At 61.9% G+C, this 13859-nt stretch carries 12 protein-coding genes; 6 read left to right on the top strand and 6 right to left on the bottom strand.

Annotated features, from left to right (window positions below; all coding sequences use genetic code 11):
- Positions 1-68 precede the first annotated feature (68 nt).
- Positions 69-2297: an NADP-dependent isocitrate dehydrogenase gene (locus QBK88_RS21260; RefSeq protein ID WP_277963596.1), complete on the bottom strand. Its 2229-nt coding sequence runs from the start codon at positions 2295-2297 to the stop codon at positions 69-71.
- A gap of 376 nt (positions 2298-2673) precedes the next feature.
- On the opposite strand from QBK88_RS21260, the gene icd reads away from it, so the two are divergent.
- On the top strand, positions 2674-3930 hold the full coding sequence (icd, locus tag QBK88_RS21255) for an NADP-dependent isocitrate dehydrogenase (protein ID WP_268150833.1): 1257 nt from the start codon (positions 2674-2676) through the stop codon (positions 3928-3930).
- 100 nt (positions 3931-4030) lie between these two features.
- Here icd and cspD read toward each other — a convergent pair whose 3' ends face one another.
- Together cspD and QBK88_RS21245 are read right to left on the bottom strand one after the other, a co-directional pair.
- Positions 4031-4297: a cold shock domain-containing protein CspD gene (cspD, locus tag QBK88_RS21250; RefSeq protein ID WP_425331939.1), complete on the bottom strand. Its 267-nt coding sequence runs from the start codon at positions 4295-4297 to the stop codon at positions 4031-4033.
- A complete protein-coding gene (locus QBK88_RS21245) occupies positions 4278-4505 on the bottom strand; it encodes a hypothetical protein (RefSeq protein ID WP_268150835.1) in 228 nt (75 codons plus the stop codon). The genes cspD and QBK88_RS21245 overlap by 20 nt, the downstream gene beginning before the upstream one ends.
- Positions 4506-4518: 13 nt before the next feature.
- Between QBK88_RS21245 and clpS the strand changes: the two genes are divergently transcribed.
- Entirely contained in the window at positions 4519-4881 is a 363-nt protein-coding gene (gene clpS, locus QBK88_RS21240) for an ATP-dependent Clp protease adapter ClpS (RefSeq protein WP_158158973.1), read from the top strand.
- A 30-nt stretch (positions 4882-4911) separates the two neighbouring features.
- On the top strand, positions 4912-7182 hold the full coding sequence (clpA, locus tag QBK88_RS21235) for an ATP-dependent Clp protease ATP-binding subunit ClpA (protein WP_277963595.1): 2271 nt from the start codon (positions 4912-4914) through the stop codon (positions 7180-7182).
- Positions 7183-7292: 110 nt separating this feature from the next.
- Here the strand turns inward: clpA and infA are convergent, their stop codons facing one another.
- From infA to aat, 3 genes are all read right to left on the bottom strand, one after another.
- Positions 7293-7511 (bottom strand): translation initiation factor IF-1, encoded by a 219-nt coding sequence (gene infA, locus QBK88_RS21230; RefSeq protein ID WP_002553999.1) that lies wholly within the window; start codon positions 7509-7511, stop codon positions 7293-7295.
- 100 nt (positions 7512-7611) lie between these two features.
- Positions 7612-8319: an arginyltransferase gene (locus QBK88_RS21225; RefSeq protein WP_268150839.1), complete on the bottom strand. Its 708-nt coding sequence runs from the start codon at positions 8317-8319 to the stop codon at positions 7612-7614.
- Positions 8320-8376: 57 nt separating this feature from the next.
- Positions 8377-9057 carry a leucyl/phenylalanyl-tRNA--protein transferase gene (gene aat / locus QBK88_RS21220; protein WP_277963594.1) on the bottom strand — a complete coding sequence of 227 codons (681 nt, stop codon included), beginning with the start codon at positions 9055-9057 and terminating at the stop codon, positions 8377-8379.
- 323 nt (positions 9058-9380) lie between these two features.
- On the opposite strand from aat, the gene ftsK reads away from it, so the two are divergent.
- The 3 genes from ftsK to QBK88_RS21205 are packed head-to-tail and all read left to right on the top strand — an operon-like array spanning position 9381 to position 13826.
- On the top strand, positions 9381-11798 hold the full coding sequence (ftsK, locus tag QBK88_RS21215) for a DNA translocase FtsK (protein WP_445764975.1): 2418 nt from the start codon (positions 9381-9383) through the stop codon (positions 11796-11798).
- A gap of 60 nt (positions 11799-11858) precedes the next feature.
- Entirely contained in the window at positions 11859-12482 is a 624-nt protein-coding gene (lolA, locus tag QBK88_RS21210; protein ID WP_268150843.1) for an outer membrane lipoprotein chaperone LolA, read from the top strand.
- Positions 12483-12500: 18 nt separating this feature from the next.
- The gene (locus QBK88_RS21205; protein WP_277963593.1) at positions 12501-13826 is read left to right on the top strand and encodes a replication-associated recombination protein A; all 1326 of its coding nucleotides are present in this window, start codon (positions 12501-12503) and stop codon (positions 13824-13826) included.
- Positions 13827-13859 lie beyond the last annotated feature (33 nt).

Here is a 13859-nt window from a genome sequence, read left to right as displayed (position 1 = left end):
GTGTAGCTTACAGCGTGCAGCTCAAAAAAAACCCCAGCGCAGGCTGGGGTTTTTTCGAGTGTTGAAGCTTACTTCAGCGACGCGATCGCGGCGTTCAAGGTAGCGCTAGGGCGCATCACCTTGGCAGCCAGCTCGGCGTTGGCGTGGTAGTAGCCAGCGATGTCCACCGGCTTGCCTTGCACAGCGTTCAGTTCGGCGACGATGGTCGCTTCCTGTTCGGTCAGTGCCGCGGCCAGCGGCGCGAAGCGCGCTTGCAGGGCTGCGTCTTCGGTCTGCGCGGCCAAGGCCTGGGCCCAGTACAGTGCCAGGTAGAAGTGGCTGCCGCGGTTGTCGATATTGCCGACTTTGCGCGATGGCGACTTGTTGTTGTCCAGGAACTGGCCGGTGGCCTGGTCCAGGGTGGCGGCCAGAACCTTGGCCTTGGCGTTGCCATTGGTCACGCCCAGGTGTTCCAGGGAAGCGGCCAGGGCCAGGAATTCACCCAGCGAGTCCCAGCGCAGGAAGTTCTCTTCCACCAGTTGCTGCACGTGTTTGGGCGCCGAACCGCCGGCGCCGGTTTCGAACAGGCCACCGCCGTTCATCAGCGGCACGATGGACAGCATCTTGGCGCTGGTGCCCAGTTCCATGATCGGGAACAGGTCGGTGAGGTAGTCGCGCAGCACGTTGCCGGTCACCGAGATGGTGTCCTGACCCTTGCGGATGCGTTCCAGGGAAAACTTCATGGCGTCGACCGGGGACATGATGTGGATGTCCAGGCCCGAGGTGTCGTGGTCCTTCAGGTAGACCTGGACTTTCTCGATCATCACGCCGTCGTGGGCGCGGGCCGGGTCCAGCCAGAACACCGCTGGGGTGCTGGAGGCGCGGGCACGGTTGACGGCCAGCTTGACCCAGTCCTGGATCGGCGCGTCCTTGGTCTGGCACATGCGGAAGATATCGCCGGCTTCGACTTTCTGCTCCAGCAGCACGCGGCCCTTGCCGTCGACGACGCGAACGGTACCGTCGGTCTTGATGTGGAAGGTCTTGTCGTGGGAGCCGTATTCTTCGGCTTTCTGCGCCATCAGGCCAACGTTTGGCACGCTGCCCATGGTGGTCGGATCGAAGGCGCCGTGTTTCGTGCAGTCTTCGATGACGGCCTGGTAGATGGTGGCGTAGCAACGGTCCGGGATCACCGCCTTGGTGTCCTGCAGGTTGCCTTCGGTGTTCCACATCTTGCCCGAGTCACGGATCATGGCCGGCATCGAGGCGTCGACGATCACGTCGCTTGGCACGTGCAGGTTGGTGATGCCTTTGTCGGAGTTGACCATGGCCAGCGCCGGACGAGTGGCATACACGGCCTTGATGTCGGCTTCGATCTGCGCTTTCTGCTCGGCAGGCAGCGATTGGATGCGGGCATACAGGTCGCCGATGCCGTTGTTCAGGTTGAAGCCGACCTGTTCCAGCACGGTGGCGTGCTTGGCCAGGGCTTCCTTGTAGAACTCGGCAACCACCTGGCCGAACATGATCGGGTCGGAAACCTTCATCATGGTGGCTTTGAGGTGCAGGGACAGCAGCACGCCCTTGGCCTTGGCGTCGTCGATTTCAGCGGCGATGAAGGCGCGCAGGGCCTTTTTGCTCATCACGGCGCAGTCGATGATTTCGCCGGCCTTGACCGAGGTCTTTTCCTTCAGGACGGTGGTGGAGCCGTCAGCGGCCAGCAGCTCGATGCGCACGGCGTCCGCGGCTTCGATCAGGGCGGCTTTTTCGCTGCCGTAGAAGTCGCCGTTGCTCATGTGAGCCACGTGGGACTTGGAGTCGGCGGCCCAGGCGCCCATCTTGTGCGGGTGCTTGCGGGCGTAGTTCTTGACCGACAGCGGTGCGCGGCGGTCGGAGTTGCCTTCGCGCAGTACCGGGTTCACGGCACTGCCCTTGATCTTGTCGTAGCGCGACTTGGCTTCTTTCTCGGCGTCGGTGGCCGGGTTTTCCGGGTAGTCCGGAATGTTGAAGCCCTGGGCCTGCAGTTCGGCGATGGCTGCCTTCAACTGCGGTACCGAGGCGCTGATGTTCGGCAGCTTGATGATGTTGGCTTCCGGCGTGGTGGCCAGGGTGCCCAGCTCGGCGAGGTCGTCAGCGATGACCTGGTCGGCTTTCAGTTGCTCAGGGAAGCTCGACAGGATGCGGCCAGCCAGCGAAATGTCGCGAGTTTCCACGGCAATATCAGCCGAAGCGGTGAACGCTTCTACGATAGGGAGCAGGGAATAGGTGGCGAGGGCCGGAGCTTCGTCGGTGAAGGTGTAGATGATCTTTGAGCGGGTGGGCATATTCGGATTAACTCTCTTCTTTGCTAAGCGTGCACAGAATCTCGAGATGCGCAGGGTAGGCGCTTTCGTCCAATGTCATCAATGAGCCGAAAGTCGAGGATTCGTCGCGATGATGTGGGGTGCATCAGTAGAGCGTCAAGCGACCGAGCTGCGGTACAGCGCAGTCTTTTTCAAGCTTTTTCAAAGGCCTGGCGCCTGCGGGCAGGTGCCGGGCCTGGGGTGACTCGATGGTCACTGCGACAGTATACCACTGGTCATGGTCTATAAATGATGCTCTTCGGCAGATTCACGGTTCAAACAGCTGGTTGCGGTCCCGGGCAGGTGGTTTACGCTCAGGGATAGCCAGGATGTTCAACCCCAAAAAACGGAGTCCAGCATGGGATACCAGAAGATTCAGGTTCCGAGCGTCGGCGAAAAAATCAGCGTCAATGCAGACCATTCTCTTACTGTTCCAGACCAACCGATCATTCCGTACATCGAAGGCGACGGCATTGGCGTGGACGTCACGCCGGTCATGATCAAAGTGGTGGACGCCGCGGTGGCCAAGGCCTACGGCGGCAAGCGCAAGATTTCATGGATGGAAGTGTACGCGGGCGAGAAGGCCACCCAGGTGTACGACCAGGACACCTGGCTGCCCCAGGAAACCCTCGACGCGGTCAAGGACTACGTGGTGTCCATCAAGGGGCCCCTGACCACGCCGGTGGGTGGGGGTATCCGTTCGCTGAACGTAGCGCTGCGCCAGCAACTCGACCTTTATGTGTGCCTGCGCCCGGTGGTCTGGTTCGAAGGCGTGCCCAGCCCGGTGAAAAAACCCGGTGACGTGGACATGGTGATCTTCCGCGAGAACTCCGAAGATATCTATGCCGGCATCGAATGGAAAGCCGGCTCCCCCGAAGCGCAGAAGGTGATCAAGTTCCTGAAGGAGGAGATGGGTGTCACCAAGATCCGTTTCGACCAGGACTGCGGCATCGGCATCAAGCCCGTGTCCAAGGAAGGCACCCAGCGCCTGGTGCGCAAGGCCCTGCAATACGTGGTGGACAACGACCGCAAGTCACTGACCCTGGTGCACAAGGGCAACATCATGAAATTCACCGAGGGCGCCTTCAAGGACTGGGGCTATGAGATCGCCCGCGACGAATTCGGTGCCACCTTGCTCGACGGCGGGCCTTGGATGCAGTTCAAGAACCCGAAAACCGGGCGTAACGTGATCGTCAAGGACGCCATCGCCGACGCCATGTTGCAGCAGATCCTGCTGCGGCCTGCCGAATACGACGTGATCGCTACCCTCAACCTCAATGGTGACTACCTGTCCGATGCCCTGGCGGCGGAGGTGGGCGGTATCGGTATCGCGCCCGGCGCCAACCTGTCCGACACGGTGGCCATGTTCGAGGCGACGCATGGTACGGCGCCCAAGTACGCGGGCAAGGACCAGGTCAACCCGGGGTCGGTGATCCTGTCGGCGGAAATGATGCTGCGCCACCTGGGCTGGACCGAGGCGGCGGACCTGATCATCAAAGGGACCAATGGCGCGATCGGGGCGAAAACGGTTACGTATGATTTCGAACGGCTGATGGACGGTGCCACGCTGGTGTCCAGTTCTGGATTTGGCGAGGCGCTGATCAAGCATATGTGACGGGCGGTACGAAAAAAGCCGGCCTTCCTGGCCGGTTTTTTGTTTCGAGATTTGTGTTGGCTGGCTCCCGGGCAAGGCTCGGGAGCCAGGTGGCACAGTCTCAGGCATTGGCAGCCTGATGTTCGGCCACGGGAGCGGCGACAGGCGAGGGGGTGTCAGTGGCAGCGCTGATTTCGACGGCGTGCAGGCCCTTGGGGCCCTGGATGATTTCGAATTTGACGGGCTGGCCGGCCTTGAGGGTCTTGTAGCCATCCATCTTGATGGCCGAGTAGTGGGCGAACAGGTCTTCGCTTTTGCCCTCTTCAACGATGAAGCCATAGCCTTTGGCGTTGTTGAACCACTTGACCTTACCGTTTGCCATGCTCATATCCCTCTGCAAAGGACTCCATCTCTGGAGTATCATCCACTTCATCCGGCATCGGACCGATCAAAAAATTTGGTTGACTGCGCGGACCTTTATTCCCCAATGTGGGTTCTATTGTTTGTAACACCGTTTTGCCGATAGTCAAGGTCATGCGGCGGCCGGGCTTACAGCCGGTCACAAGGTCAACACACAACCCTATTCGCTCAACCATGAACCTTCTTTCCATGCATGCAATCAGCCAGATTCGACTAACATTCAATCAGGATCGCCCGCAATCGGATGAGGACGATTCCGCGGGCCTGGCCGTACAGGAATCCAAGCCGGCCTTGAAGGCGCCACCCATGTATAAGGTGGTTTTGTTTAACGATGACTACACACCGATGGATTTCGTCGTCGAAGTGCTCGAGGTGTTTTTCAACCTTAACCGCGAGCTGGCGACCAAGGTCATGCTCGCCGTCCACACGGAAGGGCGAGCCGTATGTGGATTGTTTACCCGCGACATCGCCGAGACAAAGGCCATGCAGGTCAATCAATACGCCAGGGAAAGCCAGCATCCGCTACTCTGTGAAATCGAGAAGGACGGTTAATCGCCGACCACTTGGGTATGAGGTGAAGCTATGTTAAACCGCGAGCTCGAAGTCACCCTCAATCTCGCCTTCAAGGAGGCCCGTTCCAAGCGTCATGAGTTCATGACCGTGGAACACCTCCTGTTGGCATTATTGGATAATGAGGCCGCCGCCACCGTTTTGCGCGCTTGTGGCGCAAACCTCGACAAACTCAAGCACGACTTGCAGGAGTTCATCGACTCCACCACGCCGCTGATCCCCGTTCATGACGAGGACCGCGAAACCCAGCCAACCCTGGGCTTCCAGCGCGTGCTGCAACGTGCCGTCTTCCACGTACAGAGCTCGGGCAAGCGGGAAGTCACCGGTGCCAACGTGCTGGTCGCCATCTTCAGCGAACAGGAAAGCCAGGCCGTGTTCCTGCTCAAGCAGCAGAGCGTGGCGCGCATCGATGTGGTCAACTACATCGCCCATGGCATCTCCAAGGTGCCCGGGCACGGCGATCATTCCGAGGGTGAACAGGAAATGCAGGACGACGAGGGCGGTGAGTCTTCTTCTTCAGGCAACCCACTGGACGCCTATGCCAGCAACCTCAACGAACTCGCGCGCCAGGGCCGTATCGACCCGCTGGTAGGCCGTGAGAACGAAGTGGAGCGCGTGGCACAGATCCTGGCCCGTCGGCGCAAGAACAACCCGCTGCTGGTGGGTGAAGCCGGCGTCGGCAAGACCGCCATCGCCGAGGGCCTGGCCAAGCGCATCGTCGACAGCCAGGTCCCTGACCTGCTGGCCAACAGCGTGGTCTACTCCCTGGACCTGGGGGCGTTGCTGGCGGGTACCAAGTACCGCGGCGACTTCGAAAAACGCTTCAAGGCGCTGCTGGGCGAGCTGAAGAAGCGTCCGCAGGCGATTCTGTTCATCGACGAGATCCACACCATCATTGGTGCTGGCGCCGCGTCGGGCGGGGTCATGGACGCTTCCAACCTGCTCAAGCCGTTGCTGTCCTCGGGTGATATCCGTTGCATCGGCAGCACCACGTTCCAGGAATTCCGCGGCATTTTCGAGAAAGACCGGGCCCTGGCGCGGCGCTTCCAGAAGGTGGACGTCAGCGAGCCGTCGGTGGAAGACACCATCGGTATCCTGCGCGGCCTGAAAGGGCGCTTCGAGCAGCACCACAACATCGAATACAGTGACGAGGCCCTGCGGGCCGCCGCCGAGCTGGCTTCGCGCTACATCAATGACCGGCACATGCCGGACAAGGCCATCGACGTGATCGACGAAGCCGGCGCCTACCAGCGCCTGCAGCCGGTGGAAAACCGGGTCAAGCGCATCGATGTGCCGCAGGTCGAGGACATTGTCGCCAAGATCGCGCGCATTCCGCCAAAACACGTCACCAGTTCCGACAAGGAACTGCTGCGTAACCTGGAGCGCGACCTGAAACTGACCGTGTTTGGTCAGGACGCTGCCATCGACTCGCTGGCCACCGCGATCAAGCTGTCCCGTGCAGGCCTGAAGTCGCCGGACAAGCCGGTCGGTTCCTTCCTGTTCGCCGGCCCTACCGGCGTGGGCAAGACCGAGGCCGCTCGTCAGTTGGCCAAGGCCCTGGGCGTGGAACTGGTGCGTTTCGACATGTCCGAGTACATGGAGCGCCACACCGTCTCCCGTCTGATCGGTGCGCCTCCGGGCTACGTCGGTTTCGACCAGGGCGGCTTGCTGACCGAAGCCATCACCAAGCAACCGCACTGCGTGTTGCTGCTCGATGAAATCGAAAAGGCCCACCCGGAAGTCTTCAATCTGCTGCTGCAGGTGATGGACCACGGTACCCTGACCGACAACAACGGGCGCAAGGCAGACTTCCGCAACGTCATCCTGATCATGACCACCAACGCCGGTGCCGAGACCGCGGCGCGTGCGTCCATCGGTTTCACGCACCAGGACCATTCGTCCGATGCCATGGAAGTGATCAAGAAAAGCTTCACGCCAGAGTTCCGCAACCGCCTGGACACCATCATCCAGTTTGGTCGCCTCAGCCACGAGACGATCAAGAGCGTGGTCGACAAGTTCCTCACCGAACTGCAGGCCCAGCTGGAAGACAAGCGCGTGTTGCTGGAAGTCTCGGATGCGGCGCGCAGCTGGCTGGCGGCCGGCGGCTACGACGCGACCATGGGTGCCCGCCCGATGGCGCGGCTGATCCAGGACAAGATCAAGCGGCCGTTGGCCGAGGAGATCCTGTTCGGGGAGCTGGCCGAGCACGGTGGCGTGGTGCACATCGACGTGAAGGACGGCGAAATGACCTTCGACTTCGAGACCACGGCGGAAATGGCCTGACCCCTGGGTAGCCGCTGCCGTCAGGCGGCAGCGGCTACCCAGAAGTTGTCGCAAAGGTAGCGGCCACACAAAAACGCCCGGCATGTGCCGGGCGTTTTCGTTTGTGCTGCTTAACGAGCGCGGTAGGTAATGCGCCCTTTGCTCAAGTCATAGGGCGTCAGCTCGACGCGCACCTTGTCACCGGTCAGAATACGAATGTAGTTCTTGCGCATCTTGCCGGAGATATGCGCGGTTACGACGTGCCCATTTTCCAACTCCACGCGAAACATGGTGTTAGGTAGGGTGTCGACGACAGTGCCTTCCATTTCGAAGCTGTCTTCTTTCGACATGCAGTAAAGCCCTCGGTGTCCAGTTAATGGCCCGGTGCAACTGCGCCAGGCAAAAGCGGCGTGCATTGTGCCTGAAAAAGGGGCGGAACGCCAAGACCCTTCAGTTTAACGTAACCCAGCGCTGGTTGATCAGCAGCTCGATGGGCCGATACTGAGTCTTGTAATTCATTTTTTTGCAGTTCTTGATCCAGTAGCCCAGGTACACCGCGTCCAGCCCCAGGCGCATGGCCTCACCTATCTGCCACAGGATGGCGAAACGGCCCAGGCTGCGGCGCTCCTCGGCGGGCTCGTAGAAGGTGTAGACCGCCGACAGACCGTTGGGCAGCAGGTCGGTGACCGCCACCGCCAGCAACTGGCCGTCGCGGCGGAATTCATAAAAGCGCGAAAACGGCAGGTCGCGTACCAGGAAGGTCGAGAACTGATCCCGGCTGGGCGGGTACATGTCGCCGTCGGCATGGCGCTGTTCGATATAGCGCTGGTACAGGTCGAAGTATTCCTCGCTGAATGCAGGCTTGCTGGAGGTCACCTGAATATCGGCGTTGCGCTTGAGGATGCGTTTCTGCTGGCGGTTGGGGCTGAAGCTGGCCGAGGGGATGCGCGCCGGCACGCAGGCGTTGCAGCGCTGGCAGTGGGGGCGGTAGAGGTGATCGCCGCTGCGCCGAAAACCCATTTCCGACAGGTCGGCGTAGACGTGAACGTCCATCGGCTGGCTGGGGTCGAGGAACAGGGTGGTGGCCTGTTCCTCGGGCAAATAGCTGCACGAATGGGGTTGAGTGGCATAGAACTTCAACCGCGCCAACTCAGTCATGATCAACCCTCGGATCGAAACCTTTGAATAAGTGTAAGCCAGCTGTGACCAACTCGCCTAGCAAACCCAGGTAGCGGTGCTGGGCTGGTCCAGGTAAGTGCGCAGGTGCCAGGCGAAGTCGTCACGGCTGATGGAGCGCGCGCCCAGGCTGATCAGGTGGTCGGTGGGCATCTGGCAGTCGATCAGTTCGACGCCAGCCGCCTGCAGGTGGCGCACCAGGGTGGCGAAACCGACCTTGGAGGCGTTGTCGGCATGGCTGAACATCGACTCGCCGAAAAACAGCCGGCCCATGGCCAGGCCATACAGGCCTCCCACCAGCGTGTCGCCGCTCCACACTTCCACCGAGTGCGCCAGGCCCTGTTCGTGCAGCTTGATGTAGGCCGCTTGCATGCTGTCGGTGATCCAGGTGCCATCGGCGTAGGCACGGGGGCCGGCGCAGGCGCGAATCACCGCGGGGAAGTCCTGGTCGAAGCTGACGCGGTAGCGCTGTTGGCGAAGCACCTTGGCCAGGCTGCGGGAGACATGCAGCTCGGCGGGGAACAGCACCGTGCGCGGGTCGGGGGACCACCACAGAATGGGCTGGCCGTCCTGGTACCAGGGAAAGCAGCCATGGCGGTAGGCCTGCACCAGGCGCTCGGCGCTCAGGTCGCCACCGGCGGCCAGCAGGCCGTTGGGGTCGCGCAGGGCCTTGTCCAGTGGGGGGAAGGTCAGGTCGTTCTTCTTTAGCCAGGTCAGCATGGGGTCTTTTGCGGTGGGGGAGGGGAGGGCGCACGGCTTGGATGGGCGTTGGCGGTTTCCCGAGCCAGGCGCTTGAGGGCAGTATTGAGGATAAAAACCCCCGCCTGCAACTCCGCGCGTATCTCGCGGTCGTAATCCTTCGCTATCTCGTTTGAAAACCCTGCATAAGCCTTTGTCACGAAAGGCAATGCATGCTCCAATTGGCTGGCGCCAGACGCGCTGGGCTATGCTGAGGCGAACCCGTACAATGCACCGTTCATTTGCATGATTTTTTTAGTCAATCATCCGTTGTGCGCGCCCAAGGGCGCAGGAAAAGACCTGTTTTGAAGAAATCCACCGCGACACCCAATCCCGTAGTGCCCCTGTGGCGTCAGCAAATGCACTACCGGCTCAAGGAAGGTGCCCTGATCGCCATGGGCGCCTTGTGCCTGTACCTGTGGATGGCGCTGCTCACCTATGACCAGGCCGACCCGGGCTGGAGCCACACCAGCACCGCCCATGAGGTGCAGAACGCCGCCGGCCGTGCCGGGGCCTTCGCCGCCGACATCCTGTTCATGGTGCTGGGCTACTTCGCCTACATTTTCCCGCTGCTGCTGGCGGTGAAAACCTGGCAGATCTTCCGCGAGCGTCACCAGCCCTGGCAGTGGAGCGGCTGGCTGTTTTCCTGGCGGCTGATCGGTCTGGTGTTCCTGGTGCTGTCCGGTGCCGCGCTGGCGCACATTCATTTCCATTCCACTCCCAACCTGCCGGCTTCGGCGGGCGGTGCCCTGGGCGAAAGCCTCGGCGACCTGGCGCGTAATGCCCTCAATACCCAGGGCAGCACCTTGCTGTTCATCGCCCTATTCCTGTTCGGCCTGACGGTGTTCACCGACCTGTCGTGGTTCAAGGTCATGGACCTGACCGGCAAGATCACCCTCGACCTGCTGGAACTGGTGCAGGGCGCCGCTGGCCGCTGGTGGGCCGCGCGCAACGAGCGTCGCCGCCTGGAAGCGCAGTTGCGCGAGGTAGACGTGCGCGTGCATGACGTGGTCGCCCCGGTTACCCCTGATCGTCGCGAGCAGGCCAAGGCCAAGGAACGCATCATCGAACGCGAGGTGTCGCTGAGCAAGCACACCAGCGAGCGCGAAAAGCAGACGCCACCGGTGATCATGCCCGCCCCGGCCATGGTCAAGCCGCCAGAGCCGAGCAAGCGCGTGCAGAAGGAAAAACAGGTACCACTGTTCGTCGACAGTGCGGTGGAAGGCACCTTGCCGCCCATCTCCATCCTCGACCCGGCGGAAAAGAAGAAGGTCAATTACTCGCCAGAATCCCTGGCGGGCGTGGGCCACCTGCTGGAAATCAAGCTCAAGGAATTCGGCGTCGAGGTGTCGGTGGACTCCATCCACCCGGGCCCGGTCATTACCCGCTACGAAATCCAGCCGGCCGCGGGCGTAAAGGTCAGCCGCATCGCCAACCTGGCCAAGGACCTGGCGCGTTCCCTGGCCGTGACCAGCGTGCGCGTGGTGGAAGTGATTCCCGGCAAGACCACCGTGGGTATCGAGATCCCCAACGAAGACCGGCAGATCGTGCGCTTCTCCGAGGTGCTGTCGTCACCCCAGTACGACGAGGCGAAATCGCCGGTCACCATGGCCCTGGGCCATGACATCGGCGGCAAGCCGGTCATCACCGACCTTGCCAAGATGCCCCACCTGCTGGTGGCCGGTACCACCGGTTCCGGTAAGTCGGTGGGCGTGAACGCCATGATCCTGTCGATCCTGTTCAAGTCCAGCCCCGAAGACGCCAAGCTGATCATGATCGACCCGAAAATGCTCGAGTTGTCGATCTACGAAGGCATTCCGCACCTGCTGTGCCCGGTGGTCACCGACATGAAGGACGCCGCCAATGCCCTGCGCTGGAGCGTCGCCGAGATGGAGCGGCGCTACAAGCTGATGGCGGCCATGGGCGTGCGTAACCTGGCCGGCTTCAACCGCAAGGTCAAGGACGCGCAGGAGGAGGGCACGCCGCTCACCGACCCGCTGTACCGTCGCGAGAGCATGGAAGACGAAGCGCCCCTGCTGAAAACCCTGCCCACCATCGTGGTCATCGTCGACGAATTCGCCGACATGATGATGATCGTCGGCAAGAAGGTCGAAGAGTTGATCGCCCGTATCGCCCAGAAGGCCCGGGCGGCCGGTATCCACCTGATCCTGGCGACCCAGCGCCCCTCGGTGGACGTGATCACCGGTCTGATCAAGGCCAACATTCCTACCCGCATGGCGTTCCAGGTGTCGAGCAAGATCGACTCCCGTACCATCATCGACCAGGGCGGCGCCGAACAGTTGCTGGGCCATGGTGACATGCTGTACATGCCGCCGGGCACCAGCCTGCCGATCCGCGTGCACGGTGCCTTTGTCTCCGACGAGGAAGTGCACCGTGTGGTGGAAGCCTGGAAACTGCGTGGCGTGCCGGATTACAACGAAGACATTCTCGCCGGTGTCGAGGAGGCCGGCAGTGGCTTCGACGGTGGCGGCGGCGGTGGCGGCGACGGTGAAGGCAGCGAGTCCGACGCGCTGTACGACGAGGCGGTCAACTTCGTGCTGGAAAGCCGTCGAGCATCGATTTCCGCGGTGCAGCGCAAGCTCAAGATCGGCTACAACCGCGCGGCGCGCATGATCGAAGCCATGGAAATGGCCGGCGTGGTCACGCCCATGAACACCAATGGCTCGCGCGAAGTGATCGCCCCAGGGCCTGCGCGGGACTGAATGACGTAATCGGCTGCCGATGAACGGCGGCCGGTCTTTTTCCACTGTACGAGGATTCCCATGCGCCTGATTCGCATGCTGTTGGTTTCTGCCCTGGCCTTCTCCACGCTGCCGGCCCATGCCGCCGACCAGGACGTGTCGAGCCTGACCAAACTGCTGGAAAATTCCCAGACCCTGGCCGCGCATTTCTCGCAGCTGACCCTGGACGGCAGCGGCACCCAGTTGCAGGAAACCGCGGGTGAAATGGTCTTGCAGCGCCCTGGCCTGTTCTACTGGCACACCGACGCGCCGAACGAGCAGACCATGGTCTCGGATGGCCAGAAGGTCACCCTGTACGACCCGGACCTGCAGCAGGTCACCATCAAGAAACTCGACCAGCGCCTGACCCAGACCCCAGCGCTGCTGCTGTCCGGTGACGTGTCGAAGATCAGCCAGAGCTTCGACATCAGCGCCAAGGAATCGGGTGACGTGATCGACTTCATGCTCAAGCCCAAGACCAAGGATACCCTGTTCGATTCCCTGCGCCTGTCGTTCCGCAAGGGCCTGATCAATGACATGCAACTGATCGACAGCGTCGGCCAGCGCACCAACATCCTGTTCACCGCGGTCAAGGCCAATGCCCCCGTGGACAAGAGCAAGTTCACCTTCGTCGCGCCCAAGGGCACCGACGTGATCCAGGAATAAGAGGACCCCAGCGCCGTCATGGACCTGTTTCGCAGCGAGCCCATCGCCCAGCCCCTGGCCGCCCGCCTGCGGGCCCGCAACCTGAACGAGTACGTCGGCCAGGAGCACCTGCTGGCGCGCGGCAAGCCGCTGCGCGAGGCACTGGAGCAGGGCGCCCTGCACTCGATGATTTTCTGGGGCCCGCCCGGGGTGGGCAAGACCACGCTGGCGCGGCTATTGGCGGAAGTCTCCGATGCCCATTTCGAGACCGTCTCGGCGGTGCTGGCCGGGGTCAAGGAGATTCGCCAGGCCGTGGAAGTGGCCAAGCAGCAGGCAGCCCAGTACGGCCGTCGCACCATTCTGTTCGTCGACGAAGTGCACCGTTTCAACAAGTCCCAGCAGGATGCCTTCCTGCCTTATGTGGAAGACGGCACGCTGATCTTCATTGGCGCCACCACCGAAAACCCTTCGTTCGAACTGAACAACGCCTTGCTGTCGCGGGCGCGGGTATACGTGCTGAAAAGTCTCGACGAGCCGGCTTTGCGCCGGTTGGTCGACCGCGCCTTGAACGAGGAGCGTGGCCTGGGCAAGCGTCAATTACGCTTGGGCGACGAAGCCTTCGCCATGCTGCTGGCGGCCGCCGACGGCGATGGCCGGCGCATGCTCAACCTGCTGGAGAACGCTTCGGACCTGGCCGAAGACGGCGAGGAAATCGGCACCGACCTGTTGCAAAGCCTGCTGGGTGATACCCGCCGGCGCTTCGACAAGGGCGGCGAAGCTTTCTACGACCAGATATCGGCGCTGCACAAGTCCGTTCGCGGCTCCAACCCCGACGGCGCCCTGTACTGGTACGCGCGCATGATGGACGGTGGTTGCGACCCGCTGTACGTGGCACGGCGCGTGGTGCGCATGGCCAGCGAAGACATCGGCAACGCCGACCCCCGCGCCCTGAGCCTGTGCCTGGCGGCCTGGGACGTACAGGAGCGCCTTGGCAGCCCAGAGGGCGAGCTGGCCGTGGCCCAGGCCATCGTCTACCTGGCCTGCGCGCCGAAGAGCAATGCCGTATACATGGGCTTCAAGCAGGCCATGCGCGAAGCGGCCGAGTTCGGTTCCATGGAGGTGCCGCTGCACCTGCGCAACGCGCCGACCAAGCTGATGAAGCAGTTGGGTTACGGTGAGGAATACCGCTACGCCCACGACGAGCCTGATGCCTACGCCGCCGGTGAAGACTACTTCCCCGACCAGCTGGAACCGCGGCCGTATTACCAGCCAGTGCCCCGCGGCCTGGAACTGAAGATCGGCGAGAAGCTCAAGCACCTGGCCCACCTGGACCGTCTGAGCCCGCGTCAGCGCCGCAAGCCTTGAAAAACCTGCAACACTCAACTGGAAACAGCCCTT

Source organism: Pseudomonas sp. RIT-To-2 (genome assembly GCF_029623465.1).
Taxonomy (GTDB): Bacteria; Pseudomonadota; Gammaproteobacteria; order Pseudomonadales; family Pseudomonadaceae; genus Aquipseudomonas; species Aquipseudomonas silvicola.
The sequence above is the reverse complement of the archived record's forward strand: the minus strand, read 5'-3'. Positions and strand labels throughout refer to the sequence as shown.

Excerpts from the sequence above, each read along its gene's own strand:
- clpA (WP_277963595.1), top strand. The coding sequence starts at position 4,912 with ATGTTAAACCGCGAGCTCGAAGTCACCCTCAATCTCGCCTTCAAGGAG.
- QBK88_RS21205 (WP_277963593.1), top strand. The coding sequence starts at position 12,501 with ATGGACCTGTTTCGCAGCGAGCCCATCGCCCAGCCCCTGGCCGCCCGC.
- lolA (WP_268150843.1), top strand. The coding sequence starts at position 11,859 with ATGCGCCTGATTCGCATGCTGTTGGTTTCTGCCCTGGCCTTCTCCACG.
- QBK88_RS21225 (WP_268150839.1), bottom strand. The coding sequence starts at position 8,319 with ATGACTGAGTTGGCGCGGTTGAAGTTCTATGCCACTCAACCCCATTCG.
- icd (WP_268150833.1), top strand. The coding sequence starts at position 2,674 with ATGGGATACCAGAAGATTCAGGTTCCGAGCGTCGGCGAAAAAATCAGC.
- clpS (WP_158158973.1), top strand. The coding sequence starts at position 4,519 with ATGCATGCAATCAGCCAGATTCGACTAACATTCAATCAGGATCGCCCG.
- cspD (WP_425331939.1), bottom strand. The coding sequence starts at position 4,297 with ATGAGCATGGCAAACGGTAAGGTCAAGTGGTTCAACAACGCCAAAGGC.
- aat (WP_277963594.1), bottom strand. The coding sequence starts at position 9,057 with ATGCTGACCTGGCTAAAGAAGAACGACCTGACCTTCCCCCCACTGGAC.
- QBK88_RS21260 (WP_277963596.1), bottom strand. The coding sequence starts at position 2,297 with ATGCCCACCCGCTCAAAGATCATCTACACCTTCACCGACGAAGCTCCG.
- infA (WP_002553999.1), bottom strand. The coding sequence starts at position 7,511 with ATGTCGAAAGAAGACAGCTTCGAAATGGAAGGCACTGTCGTCGACACC.
- QBK88_RS21245 (WP_268150835.1), bottom strand. The coding sequence starts at position 4,505 with ATGGTTGAGCGAATAGGGTTGTGTGTTGACCTTGTGACCGGCTGTAAG.